Raw genomic sequence first — 22,597 nt, forward strand, 5'->3', positions numbered from 1 at the left:
TTTATTAATCATTTTAAAACTGTGATCTGGCGCGTTTGTGATCTTAATTTGATTGAATATAATCGTTATGATTTTATTCAATCACAACAAGCAACAGGCGGTAAGACCATGAACATCAAAAAAGCAATAGAGCGCGTACCCGGCGGCATGATGGTCGTACCGCTCGTTATTGGCGCAGTCATTAACACCTTCGCTCCACAGGCGCTTGAGATCGGCGGTTTTACCACCGCCTTATTTAAAAACGGCGCGGCGCCGCTGATTGGCGCTTTTCTGCTGTGTATGGGAGCCGGTATCAGTGTGAAAGCCGCGCCCCAGGCGTTATTGCAGGGCGGGACGATTACGCTCACTAAGTTGCTTGTCGCCATCGGCATTGGCCTGGGCGTGGAGCATCTTTTCGGCGCGGAGGGTATTTTTGGCCTGAGCGGCGTGGCGATTATCGCGGCGATGAGCAATTCGAATGGCGGACTTTATGCTGCGTTGGTAGGCGAATTCGGCAATGAGCGCGACGTCGGCGCTATCTCTATTTTGTCTCTTAATGATGGCCCTTTCTTTACGATGATTGCGCTGGGCGCGGCAGGGATGGCGAACATTCCCATTATGGCGCTGGTGGCGGTGCTGGTTCCGCTGGTTGTCGGCATGATCCTCGGCAATCTTGATCCTCATATGCGCGATTTTTTGACCAAAGGCGGCCCGCTGCTCATTCCTTTCTTTGCTTTTGCGCTGGGGGCGGGCATCAACCTGGAAATGTTACTGCAAGGCGGACTTGCCGGAATTCTGCTCGGCGTGCTGACAACGTTCGTTGGCGGTTTCTTTAATATTCGCGCAGATCGTCTGGTTGGCGGAACTGGCATTGCCGGGGCGGCGGCCTCCAGCACCGCGGGTAATGCCGTTGCGACGCCGCTGGCTATTGCGCAGGCCGACCCTTCGCTCGCCGAGGTGGCCGCTGCTGCCGCTCCGCTGATTGCCGCCTCGGTGATCACCACGGCAATCCTGACGCCAGTGTTGACCTCCTGGGTTGCGAAAAAACAGGCGCGTCAGGCTTCTTTGGAGAAAAACGCATGAAAATGATGGTTATCGCCGATGATTTTACCGGATCGAATGATACCGGCGTCCAGTTGGCGAAGAAGGGGGCGAGAACGGAAGTCATGTTGAGCGCGTCGCAAAAACCGTCCCGCCGCGCCGATGTGTTAGTCATTAACACCGAAAGCCGGGCGATGCCCGCAGATCAGGCGGCATCTGCCGTTTATGCCGCGCTTTCCCCGTGGTGTGAGACATCGCCAGCGCCGCTGGTGTACAAAAAAATCGACTCTACATTTCGCGGCAATATCGGCGCCGAAGTGACGGCGGCCATGCGCGCCAGTCAGCGAAAACTGGCCGTTATCGCCGCCGCGATCCCTGCGGCCGGACGCACGACGCTTGAAGGAAAATGTCTGGTTAATGGCGTCCCGCTACTGGAAACCGAATTTGCCAGCGATCCGAAAACGCCCATTGTCTCTTCCCGCATTGCCGAGATAGTGGCGTTGCAAAGTGAGATCCCTGTGTATGAAGTCTTTTTGCAGGATGTCCGACGCGGTGGGTTAAGCGCCTTACTTACGGCTTATGCGGCTGAGGGCGAAGGGATTATCGTCGTGGATGCGGTGGAAGAGCGGGATCTGACGTTGATTGCGCAAGCGGCGTGCGAACAACCGTCGATGCCGCTGCTCGTCGGCGCAGCGGGTCTGGCGAATGCGTTGCCGGTTGAACTTTTTATGCAAGACCGGCAGCGGCTGCCGGTGCTGGTGGTGGCCGGTTCGATGAGCGAAGCCACGCGACGTCAGGTGGATAATGCGCTGTGCCGGGGACGTGCGGAGGTCGTGGATATCGATGCCGCGCGCATGGTGTCGGATAGCGCGGAACAGGAAATCGCGTCTGTCGTAGAGCAGGCCTGCGCGCTGTTAAGTCAGCATCGACATACGATATTACGCACCAGCCGTCGCGCAGAAGATCGACAGTTAATCGACGCGCTGTGCGAAAAATTCGCGATGAGCCGTCAGCAATTGGGCGAGCGACTGAGCCAGCGGCTTGGCGTCGTCACGTTAAACATTATCGAGCAGGCGCGGATTGGCGGGCTGTTTCTGACCGGCGGCGATATCGCTACCGCCGTCGCTGGCGCGCTTGGCGCTGAAGGTTATCGCATTCAAAGTGAGGTGGCGCCCTGTATTCCCTGTGGAACGTTTGTAAACAGCGAAATTGACGATCTGCCGGTCATTACCAAAGCGGGCGGATTCGGTTCAGACAGTACGTTGTGTGACGCGCTTTATTATATTGAGGAGATGTATTGTGGAGACTAAAACCGTTGCCATTACTATGGGCGATCCCGCGGGCATTGGGCCGGAAATTATTGTTAAAGCGCTAAGCGAAGACGGTCTCAACGGCGCGCCGCTGGTGGTTATTGGATGCCTCGCAACGTTGAAACGTTTACAGGCGAAGGGCATCACGCCGAACGTCGAGTTACGGGCCATTAAACGGGTCGCCGAAGCGCGTTTTGCGCCCGGCATCATTCATGTGATTGATGAGCCGCTGGCGCAGCCGGAGGCGCTGGAGGCCGGGAAAGTTCAGGCGCAGGCGGGGGATTTAGCGTATCGCTGCGTGAAGCGCGCCACCGAGTTAGCGTTACGGGGCGACGTACAGGCTATTGCTACCGCGCCGCTGAATAAAGAGGCGCTGCACCTGGCGGGGCACAACTATCCGGGCCATACCGAGCTGCTCGCGACCCTGACCCATAGCCGCGATTACGCGATGGTACTTTACACCGATAAACTAAAAGTGATTCACGTTTCAACGCATATCGCGCTGCGTAAATTCCTTGATACGTTAAGTACCACGCGTGTCGAAACGGTGATTGGTATTGCTGATACTTTCCTCAAGCGTGTGGGTTACGTTAAACCGCGTATCGCCGTGGCAGGCGTGAATCCTCATGCGGGCGAGAATGGCCTGTTTGGCGATGAAGAGACGCGTATCCTGACGCCAGCCATTACCGATGCCCGCGCAAAAGGTATGGACGTTTATGGGCCGTGCCCGCCGGATACTGTATTTCTCCAGGCTTATGAGGGGCAGTATGATATGGTGGTGGCGATGTATCATGACCAGGGGCATATCCCGTTGAAATTGCTTGGCTTTTATGATGGCGTGAATATCACCGCAGGGCTGCCGTTTATCCGGACTTCTGCCGATCATGGCACCGCATTTGATATCGCCTGGACGGGAAAAGCAAAATCTGAGAGCATGGCCGTATCGATCAAACTGGCAATGCAACTGGCATAATTCCCTGTTATGAAAGGACAACACCGTCTGGATCTCATTGTGGCGTATCTGAAAAATCATACGCTGGTTACGGTAGAACAGCTGGTTGAGGCGGTTGACGCATCGCCAGCCACTATCCGTCGCGATTTGATCAAGCTGGATGAGCAGGGCGTGATCAGCCGTAGTCATGGCGGCGTGGCGCTGCGGCGTTTTGAACCCGCCCAGCCCACCACCAATGAAAAACAACTGCGATCGCCCGCTGAAAAACGGGCGATCGCACGCGTTGCCGCATCGCTGGTCAATGCTGGCGATGCCGTCGTGCTGGATGCCGGTACGACAATGATGGAACTGGCGAAATGCTTAACCCATCTTCCGCTGCGGGTCATCACCGTCGATCTGCATATTGCGCTGTTTTTAGCTGAGTTCCGGCAAATTGAAGTGACGATTGTCGGCGGTCGTATCGATGACAGCAGTCAGTCCTGTATCGGTGAGCATGGGCGTAAGCTGTTGCGTAGCGTGTATCCGAACATCGCGTTTATGAGCTGTAATTCATGGGGGGTAAAAACGGGCGTGACGACCCCAACGGAAGATAAGGCCGGGCTTAAACAGGAGATTATTGCTAATGCGCAGCGCAAAGTGTTGCTGGCGGACAGCAGTAAGTATGGCGCGCATTCGCTCTTTAATGTGGTGCCGCTTGAGCGCTTTAATGATGTGATTACCGATGTCAATCTGCCGCCGTCAGCGCAGGTTGAACTGAAAGGGCGCGCTTTTGCGCTAACGCTGGTGCAGCCGGAGTGACAGCGCCGTCAGGCGCTGCCAGTGGTGAATCAGACCGCAGAAATATTGCGGCCGTAGTAAATCTCGCGCATCTCTTTCCACAGCGCGGCGGTGATCTCCTGGCGTTCGGTTTCAGTGAGATCTTCCGGTTTGGTGTGAAACATGTAGTGCTTAAGATCGAACTCTTTAAGCAGCATCTTGGTATGGAAAATATTTTCCTGATACACGTTTACATCCACCATGTCATACAGCGACTTCATATCTTCCGACATAAAATTCTGAATAGAATTAATCTCATGATCGATAAAGTGCTTCATACCGTTGACGTCGCGCGTAAAGCCGCGCACGCGGTAATCGATGGTGACAATATCGGACTCTAGCTGGTGGATCAGGTAATTGAGCGCTTTTAGCGGTGAAATCACCCCGCAGGTTGACACTTCGATGTCGGCGCGAAAGGTGCATAGCCCGCCTTCCGGATGGCTTTCCGGATAGGTATGCACGCAGATATGGCTCTTATCGAGGTGCGCCACCACGGTTTCCGGCAGCGGGCCGGGATGTTCGGTTTGATCGATAAGTTTCGGGTCGATCGGCTCTTCGCTCACCAGAATCGTGACGCTGGCGCCCTGGGGTTCATAATCCTGACGGGCGATGTTCAGGATGTTCGCGCCGATAATGGAGCAGGTCTCCGACAGGATTTCGGTCAGTCGGTTGGCGTTATAGAGTTCATCGATATAGGCGATATAGCCATCGCGCTCTTCTGCGGTTTTGGCGTAGCAGATATCGTAAATACAAAAACTCAGGCTTTTCGTCAGATTGTTAAAGCCATGCAGTTTCAGCTTTTTCAATTTTTATCACCTCCTTAACGTCACTGTGCGGACAGTGCGTCATGTAGATATTGCGGTAGCGCAAATGCAGCGGCATGAATAGCCGGGTTGTAATAGCGACATTTGAGGCCGGCGGCATGAAAACGCGCCTGAATAATTTCGCTCGACAGGTGACGAAGAGCGTCGTTGTCCGTCGCCCAGGCGAAGGTCATAATGCCGCCGTAATAGGTCGGAATCGCCGCCTGGTAGAAGCCGACATCGCTGAAGTAATGACTCAGCTTGCGGTGGCTGTCGAGCGCTTCATCCTGTTGCAGGAAGCACACGCCGTTCTGGGCGACAAAAATGCCGCCCGGATTCAGGCAACGCTTACAGCCTTCATAAAAGGCGGAGGTAAACAGGCTTTCGCCGGGGCCTATCGGATCGGTACAGTCGGAAATGATCACATCAAAGGTCTGATGGGTCTGATTGACGAAATTCACGCCGTCGTCGATCACCAGCGTAAAGCGCGGATCGTCGTAGCTGCCGGCATTGTGGTTGGGTAAATACTGGCGGCAAAACGAGACTACGCCAGCGTCTATCTCTACCATGGTGATGGTTTCGACATTTTTATGCCGGGTAACTTCACGTAGCATTGCGCCGTCGCCGCCGCCGATAATCAGAACGTGTTTCGCATGACCGTGCGCCAGCAGCGGGACGTGGGTCATCATTTCATGATAAATAAACTCGTCGCGTTCGGTGGTCTGTACCACGCCGTCCAGCGCCATCACGCGGCCAAAAGCGGCGTTTTCAAAGATGATTAAATCCTGGTGATCGGTTTTTTCATGATACAGAACGTTGTCGACGGCAAAGTACTGACCAAACTGGTCGTGTAGCGTTTCATGCCACATCGTATTTTCGGCCATTGGCTGATACCTCCATTGTTAACACCCGTAAAAAAAGGGCGCAACATCATAGCTAACAATGACCGTGGATGCACGGTCATTATTTCAGCAATAGGATCGCGGAGGATTATTTAACGTAGGCTAACAGGCTCAGAGAATCGCGGGCCAGAGCTTTGCATTTTTTAGCGACCGGAATACCGATGCCGCTAAGATCGCGGTAGCTGTCTTCGCCCAACGATTTCATATCGAAGGTGTCGTAGTTACTCAGGTCCCACTGATTTTGCTGGGCAAAAAAGACCAGCGCACGGCGAATCTGACTGTTGGGTAAATTTTGGTAACCACAGTCATTTTTCAGAAAAACGAAAACTGCCGTTAAATCGGCCATATCTTCAGCTTCGGATTCAGTAAGCGCATAGCTATTTGCGCATAAGGCCATCAGGCTGCCAAACAACACGGGTCTGAAAAACGTCTTCATTGCTTCTACCACGGCATCAGGGAAAGTCAACGTTAGCATACTGAGAACGTAGCGACGACTTTTATTATCAGGATTGGTCGCGGCGTTTTCATTCTTATTGTATTGCTGTCAGGAATGGTAAAGACGTGTTGCTGGCTTGACCTTCCCGTTAGGGCAGGGTCTAAGCTTAGACACCCGCCTGTTCATTATAAGGAAATGATTATGTTACGCCGTGATTTCTTAAAATATTCAGTGGCGCTGGGGGTTGCATCAGCGCTGCCGCTGTGGAGCCGCGCCGCTTTTGCCGCCGAACGTCCCGCGTTGCCTATTCCTGACCTGTTAACGGCAGATGCGAGCAACCGTATGCAGTTAATTGTTAAAGCCGGACAGTCGACATTCGCCGGTAAGAACGCGACAACCTGGGGCTACAACGGTAATTTGCTGGGGCCAGCGGTACAGCTTCACAAAGGAAAAAGCGTGACCGTTGATATCCATAACCAACTGGCCGAAGACACGACGCTTCACTGGCATGGTCTGGAGATTCCGGGCATCGTCGACGGCGGCCCGCAGGGGATTATTCCCGCAGGCGGAACCCGCACGGTGACGTTTACGCCGGAGCAACGCGCCGCGACCTGCTGGATTCATCCGCACAAACACGGCAAAACCGGGCGCCAGGTGGCGATGGGCCTTGCCGGACTGGTGCTGATTGAAGATGACGAGATTCGCAAATTGCGCCTGCCGAAACAGTGGGGCATCGACGATGTACCGGTGATCATTCAGGACAAACGCTTCTCCGCCGATGGCCAGATTGATTATCAACTGGATATTATGACCGCCGCCGTCGGCTGGTTTGGCGATACGCTGCTGACCAATGGCGCTATCTATCCGCAGCATTCCGCGCCGAAAGGCTGGCTACGTCTGCGCTTGCTAAATGGCTGTAATGCGCGTTCGCTGAATATCGCCGCCAGCGATAATCGTCCGCTTTATGTGATCGCCAGCGACGGCGGCCTGCTGGCGGAGCCGGTGAAAGTCACCGAACTGCCGTTATTAATGGGCGAGCGTTTTGAAGTGCTGGTGGATATCAGCGACGGGAAAGCCTTTGATCTGGTGACCCTGCCGGTCAGCCAGATGGGAATGGCGATCGCTCCGTTTGATAAACCGCATCCGGTGATGCGTATCCAGCCGCTGCGGATTACCGCCTCCGGTACGCTGCCGGATACGTTGACGACGATGCCGGCGCTGCCGTCGCTGGAAGGGCTGACGGTGCGCAACCTGAAACTGTCGATGGACCCGCGCCTTGATATGATGGGGATGCAAATGCTGATGAAGAAATATGGCGCTCAGGCGATGAGCGGCATGGATCATGACAGCATGAACGCGCATATGCAGGGCGGCAATATGGGGCATGGCGAGATGGATCATGGCAACATGGATCACAGCGGGATGAATCATGGCGCGATGGGCAATATGAATCACGGCGGAAAATTCGACTTCCATAACGCTAACTTTATCAACGGCCAGGTCTTCGATATGAACAAACCGATGTTCGCGGCGCAAAAAGGCCGACATGAACGTTGGGTGATTTCCGGCGTGGGCGACATGATGCTGCATCCTTTCCATATTCACGGCACGCAGTTCCGTATTCTGTCAGAGAACGGCAAAGCGCCAGCGGCGCACAGAACGGGCTGGAAGGATACGGTACGCGTTGAGGGCGGTATCAGCGAAGTGCTGGTCAAGTTCGATCACGACGCGCCGAAGGAACATGCCTATATGGCGCACTGTCATCTGTTAGAACATGAAGATACGGGAATGATGTTAGGATTTACGGTCTGACCGATGTCTGTGACGCAGGCCGGGTAAGGCGAAGCCGCCACCCGGCACAATGCCCGGCATACGCCGGGCATTAATGGTTATTTCGCGTCGTCAGGCAAAGCATAGGCCACGATATAGTCGCCCATCTTCGTACCAAACGAACCGTGGCCTCCGGCAGAAACGACCACGTACTGCTTACCGTTTACCTCATAGGTCATCGGCGTTGCCTGGCCTCCGGCGGGTAAACGTCCCTGCCACAGTTTTTCCCCGTTGCTCATGTTATAAGCGCGCAGGTAGTTGTCGGCGGTCGCGGCAATGAACAGCACGTTACCGGCGGTTGAGATTGGCCCGCCGAGCATGGGCATCCCCATGTTGAACGGCACCGGAACCGGCATCGGGAACGGCATACTGTCGCGCGGCGTCCCTATACGTTTCTTCCACACGATTTCATTGGTCTTCAGATCCAACGCGGAAATATAGCCCCAGGCCGGTTGTTTACACGGCAGGCCAAACGGCGAAAGGAACGGATTCAGCGTGACGCCGAACGGTACGCCGTACTGTGGCTGAATACCCGCTTCTGTTCCGGTACCTTTCGCGTCTTTCGGCGGCTCCATCGGATTACCCGGGCCGCGTGGGATCAGCTTCGAGACAAACGGCAGCGCCATCGGGTTAGCGATAGCGACCTGACGGTCTGGATCGACGGAAATACCGCCCCATTCAAACATCCCCAGGTTGCCAGGGAATACCAATGTCCCCTGCTCGGACGGCGGGGTGAAGATACCTTCATAGCGCAACTGGTGGAACATAACGCGGCACACCAGTTGGTCGAACATGGTCGCGCCCCACATATCCGCGCCGGAGAGATCTTTTTTCGGGCGGAAAGTTAAATCAGAGAACGGCTGAGTTTTGGCGACGTAATCGCCTTTTGCCGCGCCCTGTGGGACCGGTTTTTCCGGGGCGGGCACGACCAGCTCGCCATTACGTCTGTCGAGCACAAAGATATTACCGGTTTTCGCTGGCGCATAGATAACCGGAACGGTAGTACCGTCAACGGTAATATCTGCCAGCGTCGGCTGTGCCGGCAGGTCCATATCCCACAGATCGTGATGGACGGTCTGATAACTCCAGGCCAGTTTCCCGGTGGTGGCATTCAGCGCCAGAATGGAGCTGGCATAACGTTCCTGCTCCGGCGTGCGGTTACCGCCCCAGATATCCGGCGTGGTCACGCCCATCGGCAGATAGACCAGATCCAGTTTCGCATCATAGGCGGCAGGCGCCCAGGAGTTCGGCGAGTTAAAGGTAAAAGCGTGCTCATCGGCTGGAATCGCGTTCGGATCTTTCGCCCCCGGATCGAAGGCCCACAGTAGTTTACCGCTATTAACATCAAAACCACGGATAACGCCGGATGTTTCGCGGGTAGAGAAGTTATCCGTGACCGAACCGGCAATGACAATCGTTTTATCGGTGATAATCGGCGGCGACGTCGGTTCATACAGTCCCGGCGTGGTGTCCGGCATATTGGTTTGCAGATTCAGGACGCCTTTGTTGGCGAAGGTTTCACACAGCTTGCCGGTTTCGGCATTCACCGCGAAAAGGCGACCGTCATTGACCGGGAGGATAATGCGGCGCGGACAGTCGGCGATGACCTCCGGCGAGGCGGTATCCGCTTTGGCCTCATGATAAGAGACGCCGCGGCAGGTCACATGCTGGAAAGACGAATCGGTCTTCAACTGAGGATCAAAATGCCACTTCTCTTTACCGTTGGCGGCGTCCAGCGCGAACAGACGCTGGTGAGCTGTACACAGATAAAGCGTATCGCCGACTTTAATCGGGGTCACTTCGTTGGTGATTTCGCCCGGATCGTTGGGTTGTTTCAGATCGCCGGTGCGGAAGACCCACGCTTCTTTCAGTTGGTGAACGTTATCCGCAGTGATCTGTTTCAGCGGCGAATAGCGTTGGCCTTCCTGATTACGTCCATAGGCCGGCCAGTCTTCGTCGGCGATCGACGAGCTTGTTGCGGCGGGCGTGGCGTCGGCGCGAAGCGTACCGTTGATCTCCTGCGGGTCGTTGAAGCCAGCCCAGGTCAGAATGCCGCCGCTAATCAGCAGCGCCACGACCAGTGCCGCTACTGCGCCGCTGGAAGGAACCACCAGCCGATGCCAGACAAACGGCAATATTAGCCAGATGCCGAAAAACACCAGGATATCGCTACGCGGCGTGAGCGCCCAGAAGTCGAACCCGACTTCCCACACGCCCCAAATCATTGTCGCCAGCAGCAGGGCGGCATACAGCCACAGCGCGGCACGTTTACTGCGCCATAGCAATCCGGCCACAACCAGCATCACGAGGCCCGCGATGGGGTAGTACCAGGAACCGCCAATAGCAACCAGCCAGACACCTCCGATAAGAAGATACAGCCCGCAAAGTGCTGCAAAGAGGGCCGTCAGCGTCACGAGTAATCGTGGCGATCGTGCGTTATTTTCTGCCATAAAAAGACACCATCCCAAATTGTTAATTTTTTAGTAGCAATTAAGTATAGGAATTAACATGTGTGATCGTCATCACAAAATGAGCTTTCTTATCAAATGCCGCGAATGAATACGTTTGCTGTTATACTGCGTGCCTTGCGCGTCAATGCGGCGTTATTAGTCACCGGCATTGAGTGATTTGTTTTTAAATCATATGGTTATAAATATGAAACATACTGTTGAAGTCATGATCCCCGAAGCGGAGATCAAAGCACGTATTGCCGAGCTGGGTCGTCAGATTACCGAACGTTATAAAGACAGCGGCAGTGAAATGGTGCTGGTAGGTCTGTTGCGTGGCTCATTTATGTTTATGGCGGACCTGTGCCGTGAAGTCCAGGTTCCTCATGAAGTCGATTTTATGACCGCCTCCAGTTATGGTAGCGGCATGTCCACCACCCGCGACGTGAAAATCCTCAAAGATCTGGATGAGGATATTCGCGGTAAAGACGTGCTGATTGTTGAAGACATTATTGATTCCGGTAATACGCTGTCGAAGGTCCGTGAAATCCTGGGCCTACGCGAGCCGAAATCGCTGGCGATTTGTACGCTGCTGGATAAACCGTCTCGCCGCGAAGTGGACGTGCCGGTTGAGTTCGTTGGCTTTTCGATTCCGGACGAATTTGTAGTCGGTTACGGTATCGACTACGCCCAGCGTTATCGCCATCTACCGTATGTGGGTAAAGTGGTGCTGCTGGACGAGTAAGAGCAGAAATGCCGGATGGCGTCGCTAAAGCGACTTATCCGGCCTATAGCTAATGGCTTATTGGTGGGGAATGTATTTCAGACTTAGGGCGGAGATACCCTTATGATAGCCGTTCTCCAGCGTTTCTCTGTTGGTGGCGGTGACGTCAAGATCGCGCAGCAGGCCATCATTGATACTGTACGCCCAGCCGTGAATGGTCACATTCTGCCCGCGTTTCCACGCTGATTGCATAATGGTGGAATGCCCCAGGTTATAGACCTGCTCCATGACGTTCAATTCATAGAGCGCGTCCAGACGTTGCTCTTCGGGCATTTTTCCCAACAGCGAGCTATGTTTAAGCCAGATGTCGCGGATATGCAGCAGCCAGTTATTAATCAAGCCCAGCTCAGGGTTTTCTACCGCAGCCTTGATACCGCCGCAACCGGAGTGGCCGCAAATGATAATATGCTCAACTTCCAGAACATCTACCGCATACTGAACCACGGAGAGACAGTTCAGATCGGTGTGAATAACCAGGTTAGCCACATTACGGTGAACAAACAATTCGCCCGGTTCAAGCCCGGTTAAACGCTCTGCGGGAACGCGGCTGTCGGAACATCCAATCCATAGAAAGCGCGGTTTTTGCGCTTGCGCCAGTTTCTCAAAAAATCCGGGGTCCTCTTCCACCAGCATTTTTGACCATAGTGCATTGTTGCTGATGAGTGTATCTATGTCTTTCATGGAAGTTAACGACCTGTAACCAAATAAGTGCGTTGGGCTAATATAGGGCAACTCCGTAGTTATTTAAACCATATATAAAGTGTAAGAACGTAAAGTAAGTGAGAATTTATGACCATTGCGCTGGAACTTCAACAACTTAAAAAAACCTATCCCGGCGGCGTTCAGGCGCTGCGCGGCATAGATTTGCAGGTCGAAGCGGGGGATTTTTACGCGCTTCTGGGGCCAAATGGAGCAGGGAAATCGACCACCATCGGTATTATCAGCTCATTGGTTAATAAAACGTCCGGGCGCGTTAACGTTTTTGGTTACGACCTGGAAAAAGACGTGGTTAACGCCAAGCGACAGCTTGGACTGGTGCCACAGGAGTTTAACTTTAACCCGTTTGAAACGGTGCAGCAGATCGTAGTGAATCAGGCCGGTTACTACGGCGTGGAACATAAAGAGGCGGTTTTACGTAGCGAAAAGTATTTAAAACAGCTCGATCTGTGGGAAAAACGTCATGAACGCGCGCGGATGCTGTCCGGTGGGATGAAACGCCGCCTGATGATCGCCCGCGCATTGATGCATGAACCTAAGCTATTGATTCTCGACGAGCCGACGGCGGGTGTCGATATCGAATTGCGTCGCTCGATGTGGGGATTCCTGAAAGACTTAAACGCCAAAGGCACCACCATTATTCTCACCACCCACTATCTGGAAGAGGCGGAAATGCTGTGCCGTAATATCGGTATTATTCAGCACGGCGAGCTGGTGGAAAATACCTCCATGAAAAATCTGCTTTCAAAGCTGAAATCGGAGACGTTTATTCTGGATTTAGCGCCAAAAAGCCCGCTACCTAAGCTTACGGGTTATCAATATCGTCTGGTGGATACCTCGACTCTGGAGGTGGAAGTGTTACGCGAGCAGGGGGTTAACAGCGTCTTTAGCCAACTGAGCGAGCAGGGGGTACAGGTATTAAGTATGCGTAATAAAGCCAACCGTCTGGAAGAACTGTTTGTGTCGCTGGTGCATGAAAAACAAGGAGATCGCGCATGATGCAGCTTTACTGGGTTGCCCTTAAAAGCATCTGGGCGAAAGAGATCCACCGCTTTATGCGGATCTGGGTGCAAACGCTGGTGCCGCCCGTCATCACCATGACGCTCTATTTTATTATTTTCGGCAACCTGATTGGTTCGCGCATCGGCGAAATGCATGGTTTTAGCTATATGCAATTTATTGTGCCGGGCCTGATTATGATGGCGGTTATTACTAACTCCTACGCGAATGTCGCGTCGTCATTTTTTAGCGCCAAGTTTCAGCGCAATATTGAGGAACTGCTGGTCGCGCCGGTACCAACGCACGTGATCATCGCCGGATTTGTCGGCGGCGGCGTGGCGCGCGGGCTGTGCGTGGGGATTCTGGTGACGGCGATTTCGCTCTTTTTCGTGCCTTTCCAGGTGCATTCCTGGGTATTTGTCGCGCTAACGCTGATTCTGACCGCGATTCTGTTCTCGCTGGCCGGACTGCTGAACGCCGTGTTTGCGAAAACCTTTGACGATATCAGCCTGATCCCGACCTTTGTGCTGACGCCACTAACCTACCTCGGCGGGGTATTTTACTCGCTGACGCTGTTGCCGCCGTTCTGGCAAGGGCTGTCGCACCTGAACCCGATCGTCTACATGATCAGCGGCTTCCGCTACGGCTTCCTGGGTATCCATGATGTGCCGCTGGTGACGACGTTTGGCGTACTGGTGATCTTTATCGCCGCTTTCTACCTGCTGTGCTGGTCGCTGATCCAGCGTGGGCGCGGGTTGCGCAGTTAAGCGTTGACAGGGGCGTTGGGTTGCACTTTGCTTCACCCCATCTACGGGCCCGTAATATCAATGGGTTACGGGACTGTAGGTGGGGGGGCTTGCTGAAACCCAACGCTTCTCTCAGCGAATCTGAATCTCCAGCGTGGCGGTAGCCTGGTATTCTCCGGTGTGGGGAACATGTCCGGTGGTATTGACCGGCGCGGCGGTGAACTCGGTGCTGCCTTTACCGTCTGTGTAATCTTCAATCGGCAATTCGGCGCTACCGCCGGGAACGATGGTCTTATCGTATTTATCGGAAATCCGTATCCCTAAATTCTCATTGTCGGTTTTCAGGTATTCCGGGTTGTGCGGATCGGTTTCTCCATTCAATGACATTGACAGGTTGGTGCCGTCCGCCACGTTGCTACAGGTAAAGTTTACCTGAGTGGTGACGTGCGAGTTCTGCGGACTGTCGCCGAGATTACGAATATCTTTGCCCTCAATATCCGGCAGCCTGACCTCGATAACCTGCCCGGCGTTGATGGAACAGGACTGCGGCACGGTAATAGTTCCGGACAGGGTGACGTGCGCCATCGGTGGAACGGAAGGGGGAATATTATCTCCGCTGCTGCCCGGCACTTTTGACAAATAGAGATTCATAATCGTCGTCTCAGGAATGGTGATTTCACCTACCAGTGGGTGAGTAATATAAATACGCACGTTACCCTTATTCCCTGCGGACATTTTGTTTATGTCCGCGCCCGTACACCCGCCTGCGGTGGGGTCCTGATTACTGATCGCTGAAAAGGGAACGGGGATATACTGTTTCAGGTTACCGACGATATAGGTTTCCGTACCAATCTCCAGCTTACCCGCGACCAGAACATAAAAATCCATCTGCTGCCCATTGCTACCCGCTTCGCTGTACGTTCCTTTTTGTGTTAAATCGCCGGTCGTGGCGGTGAAATAGTTAACGCCCCGATAATCTTTATTATCGCAGTCGCACTTGGCGCTGTATTCGCCGCCGACCGACCAACTCTCTTTGACTATTTTCCCTGCCTGGTTCTCATCCGTATCGGTAATGGTCTGGTCAAGGGGAAAAAAGAAAGTATGCGTGCCGCTGGTGGGTTGACACCAGCCGCTTCCGTTGCCCATCGTTCCTTCTGCCAGCGCATGGCCTGAAAATAGCGACAGCGCCAGCAGTATCCATAAATTCTTCATTGTGTTCCTCACTGGCAGACGGCGTTCGCCATCACGATGCCGTTCATATTTTTGCTGATATCCAGGCGGTAATCCGCACGGCAAGAGGCGCTTCCCCAGTTCACCAGTAGCAGGCCCTCTTCCGGCAGGCCGCTGAGGAAGACCTGGCCTTTATCGCCGACGATACTGGCCAGGTTCGCATCCTGCCCATCGACGCTTGCCGTCGCGCCAAAGGGCACGGGCTCGCCATTGCTGCGCGTCAGCGTTAACAACACGCGATAGCCCTTATGCGTGTCATACGCCGCGCGCACCACCGCATTACGCGTCGGATAGACGGTCTGGTTGTTGAGCGGAATATCCACGTTGTCGGCAAACGTGCTGCTGTCGAGCGAGATATCGTAGCGATAATACGGCGTGACGTTGGGGATCACCGTATAACCCCGGAAGTCGGTGGCGACGCCGGTCTGGTTTTCAACCGAAACGCCGCTGGCGCCGGGCGCTTTAATTAAAATCGCCGCGCCGGTAATCGGCTGGCTCAGGGTAATACCGTTTTCGTGCGCCAGAATGCCGCCGCTGATGCCGTAGCTGACCTGTTGGCTATCTGGCGACTGATTGTAACCGGCGTTGAGGTTGGCATAAGTACCTTTGTAGCTGGCGTTTACCCCGCCGGAATCACCGTCTTGTGTGCTGTGGCTCTGCTGTAACGACCAGTTCAGGTTTCTGTCACGCAGCGCGGTGCCGCTAAGGGTGGTGCTGTTCACCGTGGCATCATGCTTACGCGTGTTCAGCATATAGCTGGCGTATAGCCTGGAATCGAACACCGTAAACGGAACGTGCAGCGACAGCGTGAACAGCCGATCGTTCTGGTTATAACGATCGTCGTCGTTATCATCATCGTCATTGTCCGAACGGTACTGGTAGGTGTTTTTGTTATAGCTGTAGCTCAGCGTATAGCTCACCGGACCCCAGCTATTGTTGTAGCTGGCGCTCAGAGATTCCATCTGCTGCGCGCTGTGCCAGTAATCTTCTTTGACCCAACTTAGCGTTAAGGAACCGAGCGTATTGCTAATTTGCTGGTTGACCGAGGCTTCGAAACGATTATGGCGCTTGCCGTAGTTATCATAAAAATCGTCGTCCGGGTTGATCACCTCGCTCAGCGAATTGTAGTTTTCGCTGGCGTAACGATAGCCGGCCAGCGAAAACGTGGTGCCCGTGCTGACGACGCCCTTGCTGTAGCGGACGCGCCAGGATTGCCCGATTTCTTTGCGGCCATCGTCAAATTTGGCGTGCGACCAGATGCCGTCCAGGGAAATGGCCCCCAGCATCTGCATATTTTGCCCGACGCCGAAGGCGACGGACTGGTATTTATCGCCGGCAATCTGGCTGCCGCCGTACAGGGTGATGCCCCACGGCAGGCCGTACAGCAGGGTTGCCTGGCCGAAGTCGTCCAGCGTGTGGTTGTTATAATCGCGATATTTACCCACGGTCACGCTGTATTTTGCCCGTCCGGTGCGCTGCAGAATCGGCAGCGAAGAGTAGGGCACGATAAAATGCTGTTCGCTGCCGTCGGCTTCTTTTACCGTTACGTCATAGTCGCCGTTGCTGCCGGTGGGAAACATATCGTTGATTTCAAATTCGCCCGGCGAAACGGCAGTCTGATAGGCGATATAGCCGTTTTGCCGCACGATAACCTGCGCGTTTGAGCGGGCAATGCCGCGAATCGTCGGGGCGTAACCACGCTGGCTGTTGGGCTGCATTTGATCGTCAGAGGTAAGCTGGAGGCCGCGAAAAGGTACGCTGTCGAACACGTCGGATGGCGTATTGCTGTCTCCGGCGGTGAACTGGCTTTTCAGCGCGATAATGTCGCGCTGTAAATAGTTATAAACGCTGTTCCAGCTACCGCTCTCGCCGTTATTTGAACTCCAGTTACTGTAGTTGCGAAAACGCCACGGCCCGAGGTTAAAACCCGGCTGGAGAGCGAGATACTTCGATTCCGCATCGTCGGAATCCTCGCTGGAACCGTACTCTTTATAGCCGCTGAAACTGTAGTTCAGCATTAGCGCGGTAATCCCCTCCTGCCACTTTTCCGGCGGCACGTAGCCGCGCGCGTTGTTGGCGATGTAGAGTTGCGGGATGCTTACTGATAATGTCTGTTGCTGAAAATCAAACCGCTGGCTGGCGCCGGGGATAACGCTGAGATCGACGCAGCCTTTTTCCCTCTCCAGGGTTGGAAAAAGGTCGGTTTTGACGCTGTTATCTTTTAGTTCCTGGAGCCGTAAACAGCCCTGTAATGCCTGTTGACCGTCACTGAGCGTCGTGAGTTGAAAATCAACGTTTCGCGCGCCGATTTCTGTTTTATTGATATTGATAGTGACGTAATAGGTGCCAGGCAGCTGGCTTTTGTCGTTATCAAATGTCGACAGATCGACGCTTGTGCGACTCGCCTGCCCATGGTTTTCAATAAATGCCGGATTGAAATAGTCGCGCGCCCATGCAACGTGTGCGAACGTGCTGCCCAGCGCGATACACACAGCGCAGCGCGATAAATAAAATACCCGGTGTTGCCTTTTGCACATCGGCACTCTCATCCCTGTCACTCTTCTCAAGGCGTTTGTTTATGTTCGGGGCCAGTACCGCCAAAATCGTTGATGATAGACCAGACAATCGGGCCGCTGGCGGCGGCAGGCAGCGTGTACTGCGCGTTGCCGAAAGGCGCCACATAGCGTGGGGCTTTCACTTTTTGACTGCCAACGGAAAGGGTGGCGAAGTTCATATAATAGGGCGTGGGGTTCTTCACGGTGAGCGTGCGACCCTGACGCGACCACGTTAACCGATCGGCAACCTCTTCTGGTTTTTGGGTTAACGCTTTTGGCCGGTAAATCAGCTTAAATTCCGCTTTAACGGCCAGCATGAGTGTGTTGTGTTTATTGTCCGGATTGCTGCTGGGAATCGATTTAATATCCAGCCAGTACAGCGACTCGCGATCTTCCGGCAAATTGCCGCCGGTACGGATAATTCGTAGTACGTTCTTTTGCCCGCCATTAAGGCGAAAAAGCGGCGGGGTGACCATAAACGGCGCATCGCCGCTCGCCCCGGTTTCGCTGATTGATTGCGCCCAGGACTGAATTAAATAGGGAACGTTGTCGCTATTGCTTATCGATATGGACGCATCTTTGGCATCGCCGTGAAAAATAACCCGCGTTGTGCCGATGTTTATCCCTGCGGCATGCGCCAGCGAACCGCACAACAGGCAACAAAGCAACCCTGCTTTAGCCAATGAATTCATTGATGACCTCAATAAACAAAGGGGCCAGCCGACGCTGGCCGCCAGGATCAGTTATATTGCAGATAGAATGTTGCGGTTGCATCGACCGTTCCCGACTTAACGGGAACCGCGGTGGAGATATAGCGGGCGGTGAAAGGCATTGAGAGTTCCGTCACCCCCTCTGTGAGCACGACTGCGGCAGACCATGCCTGAAGATCGTTAAAGGTCATAGGGGTGCTAGATTTATCAAGAATTTGCACGCCAATATTCTCAGCATCATCCTCATTTTTCAGGATGGTCGCATCGGTTCCGTCGAGTGTGCCTTCAAAGCGCGCCTGTACACTGCTGTAGACGTTTGCGTCGCAGTTTTCGAGTTCGATGGTGAAGTCTTTATCCCCTGCCGTCTGCCCTGCGGCAGTAAAAAGAGAGGCAAATTCGTCCTGTAATGTCACCTCTACTGAATCCGTTTTTACCGTACAGGCGTTTTGCTTAATGAGGCCGGTGATATGTACGGTGCCGTCTTTGGCGGTGTCTGCCAGCGCGGCGGGGGAGAGGGTGATGGCAGCCAGTGCCACAGTGAGTGTTTTTAAGGTGAGTTTCATTATCTTTGATCCTTTAAGATATTATAAATATTGACATAGTAACAATATCTATAGTGTGGAAAGTTATTGTTATTTTTATTGCCGAATGAGTAAATATAATGTCCGATGATTTTTGCGGAGCGAAGAAAAATTCAGAATACATAAATATGAAATATTTATAATATATATTTAATCAATTATTTTGGTGAGTGTTTGTTTAATTGAATCGCCGTGATTACCCTTTAATGGGCCAGATCCTATGAAGGCTGCTAACAATTTTAAAAAGAATGCAAATTTTTTTGAATAAAAAATGATCGTGGTCATAGTGTATTGTCGGCCAAAAAAACATGCTGACATCATGCAGGATTGGAGCTCAATGGAGGAGAAGTTATGCTGGGATGGGTCATTTCCTGTCATGACGATCGGGCGCAGGAAATGCTCGAAGGTCTTGAAAAGAAGTATGGGCCGTTGGCGCAGTGTCGGGCGGTCAATTTCTGGCGTGGGTTAAGCGTAAATATGCTCAGCCGCATGATGTGTGACGCCCTCCATGCCACCGACTCCGGTGAAGGCGTGATATTTTTAACCGACATTTCCGGCGCGGCGCCTTATCGTGTCGCGTCGCTGATGAGCCATAAACATTCTCAATGTGAAGTTATTTCCGGTGTCAGCTATTCATTGATGGAGGAAATGATTCCATGGCGAGAGTCAATGAGCAGTTCAGCATTTCGCGACCAGATTGTCGCGCTTGGCGCGCCGGATGTCACCAGTCTCTGGCATCAGCAGCAGAAAAATCCGCCTTTTGTATTGCTGCATGATTCGTATGAGTTTTGATCAATACCATTGACGACGCTTTTGCTACAATGACGGCGTTTTTTCGCCTCGGTTATGATATATGGTTATGCGCGTTGTTCTTATCTTGCTGTTCTTTTTCGCCGGTAATGTGTTGGCTGCCTTGCCCGCTCGTTATATGCAAACGACGAAAGATGCCGCCATCTGGTCGCAGATTGGCGACAAAATGGTGACCGTAGGGAATATCCGCGCCGGACAAATTCTTTCCGTAACGCCTGTTGCGGCTGATTATTATGCCTTTAAATTCGGCTTCGGTGTGGGCTTTATCGATAAAGGCCATCTGGAATCCGTGCAGGGAAAACAAAAAGTGGAAGATGGCCCGGGCGATCTTAACAAGCCGCTCAGCAATCAGAATCTGGTGACCTGGAAGGACACGCCGGTGTATAACGCGCCGGACATCAGTAGCGCCCCGTTTGGCGTATTGGTGGATAATTTGCGTTACCCCATTATTAGCAAGCTGCAAGGCCGGCTACACCAAACCTGGTATCAGATCCGTATTGGCGACAGGCTGGCTTATGTCAGCGCCATGGATGCGCAGGAAGACAACGGCATTCCGATTTTGACCTATCATCACATCTTACGTGATGAAGAGAATACCCGTTTTCGCCATACGTCCACCACGACTTCGGTTCGGGCATTCAGCAACCAAATGACCTGGCTTCGCGATCGCGGCTATGCCACGTTGACGATGTACCAACTGGAGGATTACATCCATAACCGCGCCAATTTCCCGGCGCGCGCGGTGGTTATCACCTTTGACGATGGCCTTAAATCGGTGAGTCGCTATGCGTATCCGGTATTAAAGCAGTACGGTATGAAAGCGACGGCATTTATTATCTCATCGCGTATTAAGCGCCATCCGCAAACATGGAATCCCAGGTCGCTGCAATTTATGAGCGTGTCCGAATTGCGCAAGATAAGCGACGTTTTTGATTTTCAGTCGCATACCCACTTTTTACACCGGGTAGACGGGCATCGTCGCCCGATTTTATATAGCCGCAGCTACCATAATATTCTGTTTGATTTTGAACGCTCGCGGCGGGCGCTCGCACAGTTTACTCCGCACGTATTTTATCTTTCTTATCCCTTTGGCGGTTATAACGCGACCGCGATCAAAGCAGCAAAAGACGCCGGTTTCCATCTGGCGGTCACCACGGTGAGAGGGAAGGTGAAGCCGGGGGATAATCCGATGTTGCTCAAAAGGCTGTATATTCTGCGCACGGATTCGCTGGAAACCATGTCGCGGCTGATCAGCAACCAGCCGCAAGGGTAGTTTACTCGTAGGTTACCTGGAAGGTGACAGACGATCCGAAAATACCGGGTGTCACGGCCTCCGTCCCTGTTTTGACCAGCTTTGCCTTAAAGTTGGCGTTTACTGAGGTCACCGGCCTCCCGATTATCTCGCCCACGGCAATGACTTCTGGCGTACTGTCGGCATGAATTTGCGGATAGGCCGGTGAGCTTATTTTTACGCCGACGCCGCCAGCCGCGGTAACGCTTGAGTTGCTGGTAATCGAGTTGGTGAACAGGTTCTTATCCGCATTGGTATATGAGGATTTCGCCACGAACGAGACTTCAATCGTCCCGGTACAGGTTCCGGTAATCTGAAAAGGCACCTCGGTGGTCTGATCTTTCTCCAGGTCGCTTCGGTACCAATCACCTAAATTCACGGTGGTGGGCGCGGTAAGAATACAGGTCGGTTCGGAGAATGGAATGTTAAACATCATATCAGAAATGGTGATTAGCGGGCGAGGATGGTCAGATTCAGAACCTACGGGGTCTCCGAGAACAATGCGCCCCAATGGGCCGCCGATTGAGCTAATAAAACCGACTCCTGAAGGTACGCCATTAAAGCCGGGCATCTGGTAGATTTCCATCACGGCGTACCATTTTTTTTCATGGTCGAAATAGCCTTCGTTGTCGTCAGCATAAGCGGTCATATAATATTGACCGGAATTGACGGGAAACCATCCGGTAATGCCTTTCCCTGCGGGGTATAACCCAATGGCATACGTAATGCCGGGTATATTGGTGCGAAACAACGCCTTACCGTCGACATACCCTTCAAGTAAGGTGTTGTCCGTCATCTGGTAAATGTTCTCTCCATCATCCCCCACTGCACAGTGGCTGTGCATTTCCGGCGTTAATTCCATCGTAATACCGCTAGCCAGCAGCGTGGCGGTTTGCACCGAGGGGTGAAAGGTAATGATTGGCTGAACGCCTGGCGACATTATCTGTCGTGTATCGCCATTGTAAAATTTACATTCCAGGGCACCATAGGCTACGCCGGATGTGCTCAACAATAGCAGTGCGGCCAGATAAGGGAATAGCTTCATCATAAATCCTTTTATTCGTAGCTGACGTCAACCAACACGTTGCTGGTGACAACGCCGCTGACAACTGCGCCCGTATTCTGATAGCGCGCGTAAAACTGATAATCCGTTAAATACAGCGAACTGCTTTTTCCGCTGACGTCGTAAACCACGTTAGAACTGCCATCGCTGTTTAAGACGTTAGTTTTATAGTCTGCCGAGAAAATGACGATACCAACGTTTTGCGCCGCGCCTGTTGTGGCATCATTTTTGAAAACCTGGTTTTGGTTGCTCCAAAAACCGGATTGCGGCGTAAAACTGAACATCAACTGCTTGATGCTACTGTTATCTGCACAGTTTTCGAGACGCACGTTAAAAGGCGTGCCGCCCGCTTCGTCGGTAGGCGCATATTTACTGCTGCCGTCGTTATTGTAAAACCATGCCCGCGTGACGTTGGGAAGGTAGACTTCCCCCCCGTTTTCCAGACTGAGTTTGCAGGTGCTGTTAACAATACTGGCGGTCAGATTGATATCCAAATTGGAACCCGCCTGGCTGATGCCAGACCAAAACCCGCCCGTCAGACCCATAAGCAACACAAGACCGGGCTGGCGTAAAAGAAACAGTAATTGTTGCATGA

The 22,597-nt window shown here is 53.1% G+C and carries 21 protein-coding genes; 10 read left to right on the forward strand and 11 right to left on the reverse strand.

The features are described from left to right. Nucleotides 1–108 precede the first annotated feature (108 nt). From ACLJQD_RS14970 to ACLJQD_RS14985, 4 genes are read left to right on the forward strand one after another with little or no spacing between them, the layout of a single operon-like run. Nucleotides 109–1,062: a 2-keto-3-deoxygluconate permease 1 gene (locus ACLJQD_RS14970; protein ID WP_001022089.1), complete on the forward strand. Its 954-nt coding sequence runs from the start codon at nucleotides 109–111 to the stop codon at nucleotides 1,060–1,062. After that, nucleotides 1,059–2,330, forward strand: coding sequence for a D-threonate kinase (dtnK, locus tag ACLJQD_RS14975; RefSeq protein WP_000783300.1), 1,272 nt, complete (start codon nucleotides 1,059–1,061; stop codon nucleotides 2,328–2,330). The genes ACLJQD_RS14970 and dtnK overlap by 4 nt, the downstream gene beginning before the upstream one ends. Next, entirely contained in the window at nucleotides 2,320–3,303 is a 984-nt protein-coding gene (locus ACLJQD_RS14980) for a D-threonate 4-phosphate dehydrogenase (RefSeq protein WP_017441544.1), read from the forward strand. Before dtnK ends, ACLJQD_RS14980 begins: the two co-directional genes overlap by 11 nt. 9 nt (nucleotides 3,304–3,312) lie before the next feature. Next, the gene (locus ACLJQD_RS14985) at nucleotides 3,313–4,080 is read left to right on the forward strand and encodes a DeoR/GlpR family DNA-binding transcription regulator (protein ID WP_000678254.1); all 768 of its coding nucleotides are present in this window, start codon (nucleotides 3,313–3,315) and stop codon (nucleotides 4,078–4,080) included. 29 nt (nucleotides 4,081–4,109) lie between these two features. Here the strand turns inward: ACLJQD_RS14985 and speD are convergent, their stop codons facing one another. From speD to ACLJQD_RS15000, 3 genes are all read right to left on the reverse strand, one after another. Further along, on the reverse strand, nucleotides 4,110–4,904 hold the full coding sequence (gene speD / locus ACLJQD_RS14990) for an adenosylmethionine decarboxylase (protein ID WP_000734276.1): 795 nt from the start codon (nucleotides 4,902–4,904) through the stop codon (nucleotides 4,110–4,112). A gap of 20 nt (nucleotides 4,905–4,924) precedes the next feature. Next, entirely contained in the window at nucleotides 4,925–5,785 is an 861-nt protein-coding gene (gene speE, locus ACLJQD_RS14995; protein ID WP_000829968.1) for a polyamine aminopropyltransferase, read from the reverse strand. Between the two features lie 106 nt (nucleotides 5,786–5,891). Then, on the reverse strand, nucleotides 5,892–6,239 hold the full coding sequence (locus ACLJQD_RS15000; RefSeq protein ID WP_000846613.1) for a YacC family pilotin-like protein: 348 nt from the start codon (nucleotides 6,237–6,239) through the stop codon (nucleotides 5,892–5,894). A 201-nt stretch (nucleotides 6,240–6,440) separates the two neighbouring features. Here ACLJQD_RS15000 and cueO point away from each other — a divergent pair, with 201 nt between their 5' ends. Beyond that, nucleotides 6,441–8,051 carry a multicopper oxidase CueO gene (gene cueO, locus ACLJQD_RS15005; RefSeq protein ID WP_000946047.1) on the forward strand — a complete coding sequence of 537 codons (1,611 nt, stop codon included), beginning with the start codon at nucleotides 6,441–6,443 and terminating at the stop codon, nucleotides 8,049–8,051. A gap of 77 nt (nucleotides 8,052–8,128) precedes the next feature. On the opposite strand, the gene ACLJQD_RS15010 is transcribed toward cueO, so the two are convergent. Then, nucleotides 8,129–10,519, reverse strand: a complete 2,391-nt coding sequence (locus tag ACLJQD_RS15010) for a glucose/quinate/shikimate family membrane-bound PQQ-dependent dehydrogenase (protein ID WP_017441543.1) — start codon at nucleotides 10,517–10,519, stop codon at nucleotides 8,129–8,131. A gap of 205 nt (nucleotides 10,520–10,724) precedes the next feature. Here ACLJQD_RS15010 and hpt point away from each other — a divergent pair, with 205 nt between their 5' ends. Beyond that, nucleotides 10,725–11,261 (forward strand): hypoxanthine phosphoribosyltransferase, encoded by a 537-nt coding sequence (gene hpt / locus ACLJQD_RS15015; protein WP_000683342.1) that lies wholly within the window; start codon nucleotides 10,725–10,727, stop codon nucleotides 11,259–11,261. Nucleotides 11,262–11,318: 57 nt separating this feature from the next. On the opposite strand, the gene can is transcribed toward hpt, so the two are convergent. Further along, complete coding sequence (gene can, locus ACLJQD_RS15020) at nucleotides 11,319–11,981, reverse strand: carbonate dehydratase (protein ID WP_000651591.1); 663 nt, start codon at nucleotides 11,979–11,981, stop codon at nucleotides 11,319–11,321. 108 nt (nucleotides 11,982–12,089) lie between these two features. On the opposite strand from can, the gene ACLJQD_RS15025 reads away from it, so the two are divergent. Both ACLJQD_RS15025 and ACLJQD_RS15030 read left to right on the forward strand, forming a co-directional pair. Continuing rightward, nucleotides 12,090–13,016, forward strand: a complete 927-nt coding sequence (locus ACLJQD_RS15025; protein ID WP_000150619.1) for an ABC transporter ATP-binding protein — start codon at nucleotides 12,090–12,092, stop codon at nucleotides 13,014–13,016. Next, nucleotides 13,013–13,783 (forward strand): ABC transporter permease, encoded by a 771-nt coding sequence (locus tag ACLJQD_RS15030; protein WP_000983418.1) that lies wholly within the window; start codon nucleotides 13,013–13,015, stop codon nucleotides 13,781–13,783. The genes ACLJQD_RS15025 and ACLJQD_RS15030 overlap by 4 nt, the downstream gene beginning before the upstream one ends. Nucleotides 13,784–13,894: 111 nt before the next feature. On the opposite strand, the gene ACLJQD_RS15035 is transcribed toward ACLJQD_RS15030, so the two are convergent. The 4 genes from ACLJQD_RS15035 to stiA are packed head-to-tail and all read right to left on the reverse strand — an operon-like array spanning nucleotide 13,895 to nucleotide 18,820. Continuing rightward, nucleotides 13,895–14,974: a fimbrial protein gene (locus ACLJQD_RS15035; protein ID WP_017441542.1), complete on the reverse strand. Its 1,080-nt coding sequence runs from the start codon at nucleotides 14,972–14,974 to the stop codon at nucleotides 13,895–13,897. Between the two features lie 8 nt (nucleotides 14,975–14,982). Continuing rightward, nucleotides 14,983–17,529: a fimbrial outer membrane usher protein gene (locus ACLJQD_RS15040; RefSeq protein ID WP_017441541.1), complete on the reverse strand. Its 2,547-nt coding sequence runs from the start codon at nucleotides 17,527–17,529 to the stop codon at nucleotides 14,983–14,985. Nucleotides 17,530–17,555: 26 nt separating this feature from the next. Then, nucleotides 17,556–18,239, reverse strand: a complete 684-nt coding sequence (stiB, locus tag ACLJQD_RS15045; protein WP_001086408.1) for a fimbrial biogenesis chaperone StiB — start codon at nucleotides 18,237–18,239, stop codon at nucleotides 17,556–17,558. Nucleotides 18,240–18,286: 47 nt separating this feature from the next. Beyond that, nucleotides 18,287–18,820 carry a Sti fimbria major subunit StiA gene (stiA, locus tag ACLJQD_RS15050; protein WP_017441540.1) on the reverse strand — a complete coding sequence of 178 codons (534 nt, stop codon included), beginning with the start codon at nucleotides 18,818–18,820 and terminating at the stop codon, nucleotides 18,287–18,289. Nucleotides 18,821–19,189: 369 nt separating this feature from the next. Between stiA and ACLJQD_RS15055 the strand changes: the two genes are divergently transcribed. Together ACLJQD_RS15055 and ACLJQD_RS15060 are read left to right on the forward strand one after the other, a co-directional pair. Beyond that, nucleotides 19,190–19,630, forward strand: a complete 441-nt coding sequence (locus ACLJQD_RS15055) for a PTS sugar transporter subunit IIA (RefSeq protein ID WP_000901958.1) — start codon at nucleotides 19,190–19,192, stop codon at nucleotides 19,628–19,630. 61 nt (nucleotides 19,631–19,691) lie between these two features. Beyond that, nucleotides 19,692–20,921, forward strand: coding sequence for a polysaccharide deacetylase family protein (locus ACLJQD_RS15060; RefSeq protein ID WP_017441539.1), 1,230 nt, complete (start codon nucleotides 19,692–19,694; stop codon nucleotides 20,919–20,921). Nucleotide 20,922: 1 nt separating this feature from the next. On the opposite strand, the gene ACLJQD_RS15065 is transcribed toward ACLJQD_RS15060, so the two are convergent. Beyond that, complete coding sequence (locus ACLJQD_RS15065) at nucleotides 20,923–21,984, reverse strand: fimbrial protein StkG (protein ID WP_017441538.1); 1,062 nt, start codon at nucleotides 21,982–21,984, stop codon at nucleotides 20,923–20,925. An 11-nt stretch (nucleotides 21,985–21,995) separates the two neighbouring features. Then, nucleotides 21,996–22,595, reverse strand: coding sequence for a fimbrial-like protein (locus ACLJQD_RS15070; RefSeq protein ID WP_001186616.1), 600 nt, complete (start codon nucleotides 22,593–22,595; stop codon nucleotides 21,996–21,998). Nucleotides 22,596–22,597: the final 2 nt, after the last annotated feature.

The sequence above is a fragment of the Salmonella sp. SAL04214 genome (genome assembly GCF_046550615.1).
GTDB classification, from domain to species: domain Bacteria; phylum Pseudomonadota; class Gammaproteobacteria; order Enterobacterales; family Enterobacteriaceae; genus Salmonella; species Salmonella enterica.